Below are 13263 nucleotides of genomic sequence, written 5' to 3' on the forward strand. Positions count from 1 at the left end.
CCGAGGGTGTTGTGAACGAGACCGACCGAACGAACGGCACGGGAAGCGCGGCCGACGGCGCGGAGCCGGTGGCCGTCGTCGGCATGAGCTGCCGGTACCCCGGCGGCGTCCGCTCGCCCGAAGACCTCTGGGAGCTGCTGGCCGAAGGCGGGAACGTGCTGTCGGCGTTCCCTGAAGACCGGGCGTGGCGGCCGGACCTGCACGACCGAGATCCGGAAGCGGCCGGGAAGACTTACCTCGCCCGCGGCGGTTTCCTCGACGACGCAACCGGTTTCGACGCGTGGTTCTTCGGCATTCCGCCGCGAGAGGCGCTGGCGATGGAACCGCAGCAGCGGTTGCTGCTGGAAGCTTCGTGGGAGGCACTCGAACGGGCTGCCATCGTCCCGGAGTCGCTCCGGGGCACCAGCGCCGGGGTGTTCGTCGGCGCGGAGCCCCGGGAATACGGCCCGCGGCTGGAGGACGCGCCCTCGCCGGTGAAGGGCTACCTGCTGACCGGCACCACGACCAGCGTGCTGTCCGGCCGGGTCTCGTATCTGCTCGGGCTGCACGGGCCGTCTCTCACCGTGGACACCTCCGCGTCCAGTTCGCTGGTCGCGATTCACCTTGCCGCACAGGCATTGCGCGCTGGCGACTGCTCGCTGGCGCTGGCCGGCGGCGTCTCCGTGATGTCGACGCCCGGCAACTTCGTCGCGTTCAGCGGCCTGCGGGCGCTGTCGCCGGAGGGGGACTGCCTGCCGTTCTCCGCCGCCGCTGACGGCACCGTGTGGTCGGAGGGGGTCGGCCTGCTCGTGTTGCGGCGGTTGTCCGACGCTATCCGCGACGGACAGCCGGTGCTGGCCGTGCTGAGCGGTTCCGCGGTCAACTCCGACGGCGCGAGCGACGGCCTGACCGCCCCGAACGGCGAGGCGCAGCAGGCGGTGATCCGCCAGGCTCTGGCCAATGCCCGGCTCGACGCGTCCGAAGTGGACGCAGTGGAGGCGCACGGCACCGGGACCACTCTCGGCGACCCGATCGAGGCGGAAGCCCTCTTCGCCACCTACGGCCGGGAGCGGGACGAGCCGTTGTGGCTGGGCTCGGTCAAGTCGAACCTCGGGCACACCCAGGCCGCGGCCGGGGTGGCCGGGGTGATCAAGATGGTGCTCGCGCTGCGCAACGGCGTGCTGCCCGCGACCCGGCACGGCGAGGAGCCGACCCCGCGCGTCGACTGGTCGCGCGGCACTGTCCGGCTGCTGAGCGAACCGGTGCGGTGGCCGGCGGGCGACCGTCCCCGCCGGGCCGGGGTGTCCGGATTCGGGCTCAGCGGCACCAACGCGCACGTCATCGTGGAACAAGCCCCCGGCACCACGGAGCAGGTGCCGGTGCCGGAAGCGGTCCCGGCTTGGGTGCTGTCCGCTCGCTCGGCCGAGGGGCTGCGGGCGCAGGCGGCCCGGCTGCGAGACTGGGTGTCGGCGCGGCCCGGGCTCGAACCGGCTGAGCTGGCCTGGTCGCTGGCCACCACCCGGACCCCGTTCGAGCATCGCGCGGTGGTGACCGGGGACCTGCGGACCGGGTTGGCCGGTCTCGCCGACGGGGTGCCCGGGGCCGAGGTCGTCTCCGGGGTCGCGCGCGGTTCCGGGCGGCCGGTGTTCGTCTTTCCCGGCCAGGGTTCGCAGTGGCGGGGCATGGGGCTCGCGCTGGCGCGGACGAATCCGGTGTTCGCGGCCCGGCTGGCGGAGTGCGCGGCAGCGTTGGAGTCCTTTGTGGACTGGAAGCTGTCCGAGGTGCTCGAAGGCGAGCTGGAGTCGGCGGACGTCGTGCAGCCCGCGTTGTGGGCGGTGATGGTTTCCCTTGCCGCGGCGTGGGAAGCCGCGGGTGTCGTGCCCGCTGCGGTGGTGGGCCACTCCCAGGGCGAGATCGCGGCGGCCACGGTCGCGGGGATGGTGTCCCTCGAGGACGGTGCGCGGATCGTTTCTCTGCGGTCGAAATCGCTGACTGCGCTCGCGGGTCTGGGCGGCATGTTGTCGGTCAACGCGACCGTGGCCGAAGTGGAAGAGCGGCTCGCCCGGTGGGGTGAGCGGTTGTCGCTGGCCACGGTCAACGGGCCGTCCGCAGTGGTGGTCTCGGGTGAACCGGCGGCGCTGGCGGAGTTGAAGGCGGAGCTGGACGCCGAGGACATCCGGGCGCGGATGGTTTCGGTGGACTACGCGTCGCACTCCGCGCAGGTGGAGCGGCTGGAAGCGGAGATCCGTGCGGTGCTGGCGGGGATCGAGCCGCGGCGTGGCCGGGTGCCGATGGTGTCGGCGATGACCGGTGAAACTCTGACCGGCGACGAACTGGACGCCGGGTACTGGTATGAAAGCCTGCGGGCGCCGGTGCGTTTCGACCGTGCCGTGCGGGTTCTCGGCGACCGGGTGTTCATCGAGGTGTCCCCGCATCCGGTGCTGACTGCCGCGATCGCCGACACCTTGGCGGACGCCGGTGCGGTGTGCGGCACGCTGCGCCGCGACGAGGGCGACAGCGCCCGGCTGCTCGCCTCCCTCGCCGAGGCGTACACGCACGGCGTGCCGGTGGACTGGACGGCCGTGCTGCCCGCGGCGAACCGCGTCGACCTGCCCACCTACGCCTTCCAGCACGAACGGTTCTGGCTCGACGCCGGAGCTCCCCGCCGGCTCGACGGCGTCGCCGCGAGCCTGCCGGAACCCGTGGCCGCCCCGGTCTCCGGGTGGGCGCGGACGTTGGCCGGGAAGTCGGCCGCGGAGCAGGTCACGCGGGTGCTCGACCTGGTCCGGGCGCAGGCCGCCGCCGTCCTCGGGCACGCGTCGCCGGAGTCGGTGGATTCCGCGCTGACCTTCAAGGAGATCGGCTTCGACTCGGTCACCGGGGTCGACCTGCGTGGCCGGCTGTGCACCGCGCTGGGGCGCAAGCTGCCCAGCACGCTCACCTTCGACCATCCGACCCCGCTCGCACTGGCCGAGTTCCTGCGAACCGAACTTCTCGGGCTCGCCGACGCCGCACGGACACCGGAGCGCACCGGCGCGGCCGCGGACGAGCCGATCGCGATCGTCGCGATGAGCTGCCGCCTGCCCGGCGACATCAGCGACCCCGAGCAACTGTGGCGGCTCCTGGCCGCGGGCGGCGACGCCGTCGGGCCGCTGCCCTCCGATCGGGGCTGGGACGGCCTCGGCGACATCGCCACGCTCGGCGGCGGATTCCTTGCTGCGGCGGGAGAATTCGATGCCGCGTTCTTCGGCGTCAGCCCGCGCGAGGCGCTGGCGATGGACCCGCAACAGCGGATGCTGCTGGAACTGTCCTGGGAGGCGTTCGAACGCGCGGGCCTCGATCCGAAACGGCTGCGCGGCTCGACGACCGGCGTGTTCGTCGGCGGCGCGGCCTCCGGGTACGGCGGCAACGCGCCCGAAGAGCTTCAGGGGCATCTCCAATCCGGGATCGCGCCCAGCATTCTCTCCGGCCGGGTCTCCTACACCCTCGGACTGGAAGGCCCCGCGCTCACCGTCGACACGGCGTGCTCCTCGTCGTTGGTCGCCCTGCACCTGGCGGCGCAGTCGTTGCGTGCCGGGGAGTGCTCGCTGGCGCTGACCGGCGGCGTGACCGTGCACGCGACGCCGTCGTGGCTGGAGTGGTTCACCCGCCAGCAGGGCCTGGCGCCGGACGGCCGCTGCAAGGCCTATGCGGAGCAGGCCGACGGCATGGGCATGGCCGAGGGCGGCGGTCTGCTGCTCTTGGAGCGGCTTTCGGACGCGCGGCGCAACGGGCATCAAGTGCTGGCCGTGGTGGCCGGCAGCGCGGTGAACCAGGACGGTGCGTCGAACGGGTTGACGGCGCCGAACGGTCCTTCGCAGCAGCGAGTGATCCGCGCCGCGCTCGCCGACGCGGGCATCGAGGCCGCTGACGTCGACGCCGTGGAGGGTCACGGCACGGGGACCCGGCTGGGCGATCCGATCGAGGCGCAGGCGTTGCTGGCGACCTACGGTCAGGATCGGAACCGTCCACTGTGGCTGGGGTCGGTGAAGTCGAACATCGGGCACGCGCAGTGGGCCGCCGGGGTGGCGGGCGTGATCAAGACCGTGCTCGCGCTGTGTCACGAGGAACTGCCCGCGACCCTGCACGCGGGCGAGCCATCGTCCCAAGTGGACTGGGAATCGGGCGCGGTCCGGTTGGCGACCGAGGCGGTGTCGTGGCCGGAGGTCGGTGACCGTCCTCGTCGGGCGGGGGTGTCGTCGTTCGGTATCTCGGGGACCAATGCGCATGTGATCGTGGAGCAGGCTCCGGCGGTCGCGGAGGCTCCGGTCGAGGCTGATGTCGTGTTGCCGGTGGTGCCGTGGCCGGTCTCGGCGCGTTCGCCGGAAGGCTTGGCCGCACAGGCCGGGCGGTTGGCCGGGTTGGCTGATGAGCCGCTGGACGTGGGGTGGTCGTTGGCGGCCAAGGCGGCGTTGGAGCACCGTGCGGTCGTGTTGGGTGACCATGGCGAGGGGTTGGCGGCGTTGGCCGGGGGCCGCGAGTCGGCCCAGGTGGTGTCGGGTGTGGTGGGGTCGCTTGGCAAGGTCGGGTTTGTTTTCACTGGTCAGGGTGCGCAGCGCTTGAGCATGGGGTTGGGCCTGTACTCGGTGTTTCCGGTGTTCGCGGAAGCTTTTGATGCGGTGTGTGCCGGGTTGGAGAAGCATTTGGATGGTTCGCCCTCGGCGGTGATCCGGGGCGAGTACGGGGATATCAACGACACGGTGTGGGCGCAGTCGGGGTTGTTCGCGGTGGAGGTCGCGTGGTTCCGGTTGTTGGAGTCGTGGGGTGTGCGGCCGAGTGCGGTGGCGGGCCATTCGATCGGCGAGCTGGCGGCCGCGTATGTGGCTGGGGTGTGGTCGCTTTCGGATGCGTGTGCGGTGGTGGCGGCTCGTGGCCGGTTGATGCAGGAGTTGCCGACCGGCGGTGCGATGGTCGCCGTCGAGGCGACCGAAGACGAGGTTCGGAAGGTGATCGCGGGCCGCACAGGGGTGGGTATAGCTGCGGTGAATGGCCCGAAGGCGGTGGTGATTTCCGGCGTCGAGGACGAGGTTCTGGCGGCCGCGAAGGAACTGGCGGGCGCGGGGTGCCGGACGAAGCGGTTGTCGGTGTCGCATGCGTTCCATTCGCCGTTGATGGAGCCGATGCTGGCGCGGTTCGCCGAAGTCGTGAGCTCGGTGGAGTGTCGACGTCCGGAGCTGCCGTTGGTGTCCGGGTTGACCGGGGCCGTGGTCGGCGACGAGGTGACGGACCCGGGCTACTGGGTGCGGCATGTGCGCGAGGCCGTGGACTTCGTCGCCGTCGCGAGCACCCTGCGGGACCAGGGAGTCCGGACGTTTGTCGAGGTGGGTCCCGACGGGGTCTTGTCGGGGATGGGGCCGTTGAGCCGTCCCGAGGAGGCGGACGAGGCGTGGATTCCGGTGGCGAGGCGCGGACGTGACGAGGTCCGTGCGCTGCTGACGGCGGTGTCCAAAGTGTACGTTCGTGGCCTGGACTTCGACTGGCACAACGTTTTCGCGGGCACGGGTGCCCGGAGGGTCGAGCTGCCGACCTATGCGTTCCAGCGTCAGCGGTACTGGCTGAAGGCGGTCGCGAGCGGTCGCGTCGACGATTTCGGCCTGCACAGCCCCCGGCATCCGTTGCTGGGCGCGGCGGTGGAGCTGCCCGCGACCGGCGGGGTGATGCTGACTGGTCGGCTTTCGCTCGGCGAACAGCCGTGGCTGGCCGACCATGTGGTGGCGGGTCGGGTGCTCGTGCCGGGCACCGCGCTGCTGGACATGGTCGTCCGCGCCGCCGACGAGGTGGGCTGCGACCACATCGACGAGCTCCTGATGGAAACGCCGCTGGTACTCGAGGATTCGGTGCGGGTCCAGGTCACGGTGAGCGGACCGGGCCCGGACGGCAGCCGCGAAGCGGCCCTGTACGCGCGTAGCGGCGACGACTGGGTGCGCCACGCGGCGGGCACCGTGCGGCCGGGTGCCGCGGTCGAGGCCGTGCGGTTCGCGCAGTGGCCCCCGGCCGGGGCGGTGCCGGTCGATCTGGAGAACTTCTACCCGGCGCTGGCCGAAGCCGGACTCGGCTACGGGCCGGTGTTCCGGGGCGTCCGCGCGGTCTGGCGGCTCGGCGCGGACCTGTTCGCCGAGGTCGCGCTGCCCGAGGACACCGAGGTCGCCGGCTTCGCCGTGCACCCCGCGCTGTTCGACGCCGCCCTGCACGCGGTGGTCGGCGCCGACGGCGTGCGGCTGGAGGTCCCGTTCGCCTGGCGGGACGTCCGGGTCCACGCGACCGGCGCGACGACCGCCCAGGTCCGGATCAGCCCCCAGACCACCGACGGGGTGTCGCTGCTCCTCGCCGATCCGGCGGGCGAACCGATCGCCACCGTGGGCGCGCTGGCCCTGCGGCCGCTGCCGGCCGGCCGGGAAACTCCCCGAGACGACCTGTTCCGCTTGGAATGGGCGCCGGTGCCGTCCGGCTCCCCGGACTCCGGTCGCTGGGCGGGGTGGGGGAGCAGCGAAGACGCCGATTTCCTGGTCCTGCGGGTGAATCCGGCCGCGGGCCCAGTGCCCGAACAAGCGCACGCCGCGGCGGCCGACGTGCTGGCCGTGCTGCGGGAATGGCTCGCGGCGGACACCGAAACCCGGCTGGTCGTGGTCACTGAACGCGCGGTGGACGCCGGTGACGGCCTGCCCCTCGACGTGGCCGCCGCGACGGTGTGGGGCCTGGTCTCGGCCGCGCAGGCCGAGCATCCCGGCCGGATCGTCCTGTCCGATGTGGACGACAGTGCTGACGAGCGGGCTCTGAGGGCCGGAGTGGCGGCCGGGGAATCGCGGTTCGTGGTGCGTTCCGGCGAGGTGCGGGTCCCGCGGCTGGCCCGAACGACCGCGCCGCGTCCGGCTCCTTGGACCCGTCCGGGCACCGTGCTGGTGACCGGCGCGTCCGGTGCGCTGGGCGGACTGGTCGCCCGGCACTTGGCCGAGACCGGCGCTGTCGCGCGGCTGATTTTGTTGTCCCGCCGGGGAGCCGAGGCACCGGGAATGCCGGGGCTGGCGGCGGAACTGGAACGGTCCGGTGTCGAGGTGACCGTCGCCGCGTGCGACGTCGCTGACCGGACGCAGTTGGCCGCGGTGCTGGACGGCGTGCCGATCACCGGTGTGGTGCACACCGCCGGAGTGCTCGACGACGGAGTCGTCGAGTCGCTGACGGCCGAGCGGATGGCCGCCGTGCTGCGGCCGAAGGTCGACGGTGCGTGGCAGTTGCACGAGCTGACCGAGGGTGCTGAGCTGGACTTCTTCGTCCTGTTCTCGTCGGTCGCCGGGGTGTGGGGCACCGCTGGACAGGCGAACTACGCGGCGGGCAACGCCTTCCTCGACGCGCTCGCCGCCCATCGACGCCGGCAGGGCCGCGCCGCGGTGTCGCTGGCCTGGGGCCCGTGGGACACCGGCATGGCCGGAGCACTGACCGGGACCGATCGCGCCCGGCTGTCCCGCCAGGGCCTGCGGACCCTGTCCGCGGTGCAGGGTCTCGTCGTGTTGGACCTGGTGACCGGTCCGGTCGCCGCTCCCGCGCCGCTGCTGGTCGCGGCCCGGCTGGACCTGGCCGCGCTGCGGCGGGCCGGGGAGGTGCCGCAGGTGCTGTCCGGGCTGGTCGGCGCCTCGGCACCCGCCCGACGCACCATCGAGCAGTCGTCCGCCGACGGGAACGCGTTGGCTGAGCGGCTCGCGTCGCTGGGCGAGGCCGAGCGCGCGGACCTCGTGCGGGATCTGGTGCTGGCGCAGGCCGGACAGGTGCTCGGCCTGACCGGGGACGCGACTGTCGACTTCGGACGGTCCTTTCGCGACTCCGGGTTCGACTCGCTGACCGCCGTGGAACTCCGGACGCGCCTGGGCGCGGCCACCGGCGCGCGGCTGCCCGCCACCGTGGTGTTCGACTATCCCACCCCGGCCGCACTGACCGCGTTCCTGCTGGGCGAACTGACCGGCCGGAGCGAGACCGCCCCCGCGCGCGTCGCACCGCGCGCGGCCACCGGCGAGGACCGCATCGCCATCGTGGGCATGGCCTGCCGGTTCCCCGGCGGTGTGTCCTCCCCGGCGGAGCTGTGGGAGCTGCTCGCCTCGCGCACTGACGCGGTCGGGACCTTTCCGACCGACCGGGGCTGGCCCGCCGACCTGGTCGACTCCGATCCGGACGCGGTACGGAAGAGCGTCGCCGCGGAGGGCGGTTTCCTTTACGGGGCGAGTGGTTTCGACGCGGAGTTCTTCGGCATCAGCCCTCGCGAGGCGCTCGCGATGGATCCGCAGCAGCGGGTGTATCTGGAGACGTCGTGGGAGGCGTTGGAGGACGCGGGGATCGACCCGAACTCGTTGCGGGGCAGTGACACAGGGGTGTTCGCCGGGCTGTTCTACCACGACTATCTGTCCTGGCATCAGGTCCACGAAGACTCGGAAGGCTACCTGGGCACCGGCAGCATGGGTTCGGTCGCTTCCGGCCGCGTTTCCTACGCGCTGGGCTTGGAGGGGCCGGCGGTGACGGTGGATACCGCGTGTTCGTCGTCGCTGGTCGCGCTGCATTTGGCGGCGCAGTCTTTGAACGCGGGGGAGTGCTCGCTGGCGCTGGCGGGTGGGGTGACGGTGATGTCCACGCCGGGCGCGTTCTTCGACTTTTCGCGGCAGCGGGGCTTGTCGCCGGATGGTCGGTGCAAGTCCTATGGGGACGGTGCCGACGGTGTCGGCTGGGGTGAGGGTTCTGGGGTTTTGGTGCTGGAGCGGCTTTCGGACGCGCGGCGCAACGGGCATCGGGTGCTGGCGGTGGTGGCCGGCAGCGCGGTGAACCAGGACGGTGCGTCGAACGGCTTGACCGCGCCGAACGGTCCGTCGCAGCAACGGGTGATCCGTGCGGCACTGGCCAGCGCGGGACTGGAGCCGGACGGCGTGGACGTCGTCGACGGGCACGGCACGGGAACCCGGCTGGGTGACCCGATCGAGGCGGAAGCCCTGCTGGCCACGTACGGACAGGACCGGCCCGCGGATCGGCCGCTGTTGCTGGGGTCGGTGAAGTCGAACATCGGGCACACACAGGCCGCCGCGGGGGTGGCCGGGGTGATCAAGATGGTGTCGGCGATGCACCGCGGCGTGGTGCCCGCGACCCTGCACGCGGAACAGCCCTCCACCCGGGTGGAGTGGGATTCGGGCGCGGTGCGGTTGGCGACCGAGGCGACGTCGTGGCCGGAGGTCGGCGATCGGCCGCGTCGGGCGGGGGTGTCGTCGTTCGGGTTCTCCGGGACGAACGCGCACGTCATCGTGGAGCAGGCGCCGGAGGTCGCGGAGCTTCCCGTCGAGATCGACGTCGAGCTGCCGGTGGTGCCGTGGCTGGTGTCCGCGCGTTCGCCGGAAGGCTTGGCCGCACAGGCGGCGCGGTTGGCGGGGCTGGTTGATGAGCCGCTGGACGTGGGGTGGTCGCTGGCTTCCCGGGCGGCGTTGGAGCACCGTGCGGTCGTGCTGGGCGATCACAGCCAGGGATTGGCCGCACTGGCCGAGGGCCGCGAGTCCGCCCAGGTGGTGTCGGGCGTGGTGGGGTCGCTCGGCAAGGTCGGGTTTGTTTTCACTGGTCAGGGTGCGCAGCGGCTAGGCATGGGTGCCGGGCTGCACGCGGTGTTCCCGGTGTTCGCGGAAGCCTTTGACGCGGTGTGTGCCGGTTTGGAAGAGCATTTGGACGGTTCACCCGCGGCGGTGATCCGGGGCGAGCACGGCGACCTCAACGACACGGTGTGGGCGCAGTCCGCGCTGTTCGCGACCGAGGTCGCCCTGTTCCGGCTGCTGGAGTCGTGGGGGATGCGGCCGAACGTGGTCGCGGGCCATTCGATCGGCGAGCTGGCGGCCGCGTATGTGGCCGGCGTGTGGTCGCTTTCGGATGCCTGCGCGGTGGTAGCCGCGCGCGGCCGGTTGATGCAGGAGTTGCCGACCGGCGGCGCGATGATCGCCGTCGAGGCGACCGAAGACGAAGTTCGGAAGGCGATCGCGGGCCGCGCCGGAGTGGGTATGGCCGCGGTGAACGGGCCGACGGCGGTGGTGATTTCCGGGGTGGAGGACGAGGTTCTGGCGGCTGCGGCGGAACTGGAGGGTTGCAGGACGAAGCGGTTGTCGGTGTCGCATGCGTTCCATTCACCGTTGATGGAGCCGATGCTGGCGCGGTTCGCCGAAGTCGTGGACCGGGTCGAGTGCCATCGTCCCACGATCCCGTTGGTGTCGGGGTTGACCGGGCGCGTGGTCGGCGACGAGGTGACCGACCCGGGCTACTGGGTACGGCATGTGCGCGAGGCCGTGGACTTCGTCGCCGTCGCGAGCACCTTGCGGGACCAGGGAGTCCGGACCTTCGTCGAGGTCGGCCCCGACGGGGTCTTGTCGGGAATGGGCCCGCTGAGCCGCCCCGACGGCCGTGACGAGACGTGGATACCGGTGGCACGGCGCGGACGCGACGAGGTCCGTGCACTGCTCACCGCGGTGTCCAAAGTGTACGTTCGCGGCCTGGACTTCGACTGGCACAACGTTTTCGACGGCACGGGTGCCCGGAGGGTCGAGCTGCCCACCTACGCTTTCCAGCACCAGCGATACTGGCTCAACGCGCTCACCGGCGGCCACGCCGACGACCTCGGCATGGACAGCCCCGAGCACCCGCTCCTGGGCGCTGTTGCGGAACTGCCCGCCACCGGCGGGGTCATGCTCTCCGGTCGGCTCTCGCTCGGCGAACAGCCGTGGCTGGCCGACCACGCGGTTGCCGGGCAGGTCCTCGTGCCGGGCACCGCGCTGCTGGACATGGTCGTCCGCGCCGCCGACGAGGTGGGCTGCGACCACATCGACGAGCTGCTGATCGAGGCCCCGCTCAAGCTCGAAAGCGGGGTCTCGGCCCGGATTCAGCTCACCGTCGACGGTCCGGACGACACCGGCCGCCGCGCGCTCACTGTCTACGCGAAGAGCGGCGACGGCGAATGGGTCCGGCACGCGGCGGGCGCGGTGTCCGCCGGAGCCGCCCCCTCCGACGGCTCAGACCTGGCGCAGTGGCCACCGGCCGGCGCGGAGCCGATCGACCTGGACGGTTTCTATCCGGAGCTGGCCAAGACCGGGCTCGAATACGGGCCGGTGTTCCAGGGCGTCCGCGCGGTCTGGCGGCGCGGCGAGGAGCTGTTCTCCGAAGTCGAACTGCCCGAAGGCGTTCCCATCGCAGGGTTCGGCGTGCACCCCGCCCTGTTCGACGCGGCGTTGCACGCGGCCGGAGTGGACACCGAGGGACTGCGGCTGCCGTTCGCCTGGAACGACGTGGTGGTGCACGCGTCCGGCGCTTCGGCGGCCCGGGTGCGGATCTCGCCGGTGCCGGGCGGGATCGCGCTCGCGCTGGCCGACGCCTCCGGCGAGCCGGTGGCGTCGGTCGGGACGCTGGCCCTGCGCACGGCAAGCGTTGAAGAGCTGACCGCGAGTTCCGACGGCTCGACCTACGCGGTCGAGTGGACGTCGGTCCCGCCCGCCGACTCCTCGAACGCCGACCTCGAACTGCTGACGGTGCCGACGCTCGACGGCGAACTGCCGGAACAGGCCAACGCCGTCGCGCTCGACGTGCTGGCCCGGCTGCGGGCATGGCTCGCCACGGACACCGAAACCCGGCTCGCCGTGGTCACCGAACGCGCGGTCGACGTCGGCGACGGGCTCGCCCTGGACCTGGCGACCGCGCCGGTGTGGGGCCTCGTCCGCGTCGCGCAGTCGGAGAACCCCGGCCGGATCGTGCTGTCCGATGTGGACGATCTGGCCAGTCCCGCCGTCCTCGACTGGGTGCGTGCCGGGATCGCGGCGGGGGAGTCCGAGTTCGCGGTGCGCGCCGGCGAGGTGCGGGTGCCGAGGCTGACCCGGGTTTCGCCGCCTGCCCCGGACGACACCCGAGCCGCGGGCACGGTGCTGATCACGGGCGCTTCCGGAGCCTTGGGCCGGCTGGTGGCCCTGCGGCTGGCCGAAACCGGTATCGCCAAGCGGTTGCTGCTGCTGTCCCGGCGCGGCGCCGACGCCCCCGGGCTCGCCGAGCTGGCCGCGGACCTGGAACAACGCGGCGTCGAAACCACGATGCTGGCGTGCGACGCCGCTGACCGCGAGCAGCTCGCCGGAGTGCTGGACGGCGTGTCGCTGACCGGCGTGGTGCATTCGGCCGGGGTCCTCGACGACGGGGTCATCGGCTCGCTGACCGACGAGCGGATGACCGCGGTACTGCGCCCGAAGGTGGACGCGGCCTGGCATCTGCACGAGCTGACACAGCCGATGAACCCGGACTTCTTCGTGGTGTTCTCCTCCGTCGCCGGGATCTGGGGCAACGCCGGACAGGCCGCCTACGCGGCGGGCAACACCTTCCTCGACGCGCTCGCCGCGCACCGCCGCCAGCGGGGCCTGCCCGCGGTGTCGATCGCGTGGGGTCCGTGGGAATCCGGGATGGCCGGCGAGTTCACCGAAGCCGACTGGCGGCGGATGTCGCGCCAAGGGCTGGCTCCGCTGCCGGAACCGGAAGGGCTGCGCGTGCTCGACGCCGCGCTGGGCCAGTGCGCTCCGCTGCTGGTGGCGGCCCGGCTCGACCTGGCCGGGGTGCGCCGGTCCGGGGAGGTGCCGCCGCTGCTGTCGGCCCTGGTGCCCAGCGCCCGGCCCTCGGCGCCGACCCGCCGCGCGGTCGGCGAACGCGTCGTGGACGCCCGCAGCACGCTTCACGACCTGAGCGAACCGGAACGCCGGGACGCGCTGCGCGAGCTGGTCAGCACGCAGGCCGCGCTGGTGCTGGGCCTGGCCGGGACCGGCGGGCTCGACGCGGACCGCCCGTTCCGCGAAGTCGGCTTCGACTCGCTGACCGCGATCGAGCTGCGCAACCGGTTGAACGAGGCCACCGGGGAACGCCTTTCGCCCACCGCGGTCTTCGACTACCCGACCTCGAGCGCACTGGCGGACTTCCTGCTGGAAGGGATGTTCGGCGCCGAGGCCGGGGAGGCCGCGGAGCAGCCCGCGCTGTCGGCCTACTCGGGCCTCGACCGGCTCGAAGCCTCCCTCGCCGAACTGCGGGCCGACGACACCGCGCGGGCGAGGGTCGCCGCCCGGCTCACCGACCTGCTCGCCGCGCTGACCGAATCGGAGGGCGGCGCCGACGAGTCGGTCGCCGACCAGCTCCAGTCCGCCAGCGACGACGACATGTTCGACTTCATCGACAAACAGCTCGGGATCTGAACTCCGCGCACGAAAGAGGAAGGACTCCCGG

1 protein-coding gene is annotated in these 13263 nt (G+C 72.4%); it reads left to right on the forward strand.

Annotation, left to right across the window (positions count from 1 at the left end):
* Positions 1–11 precede the first annotated feature (11 nt).
* Positions 12–13232, forward strand: a complete 13221-nt coding sequence (locus BKN51_RS09490; protein ID WP_199193135.1) for a type I polyketide synthase — start codon at positions 12–14, stop codon at positions 13230–13232.
* Positions 13233–13263: the final 31 nt, after the last annotated feature.

Source organism: Amycolatopsis sp. BJA-103, from assembly GCF_002849735.1.
In the GTDB taxonomy this organism is placed as follows: Bacteria; Actinomycetota; Actinomycetes; order Mycobacteriales; family Pseudonocardiaceae; genus Amycolatopsis.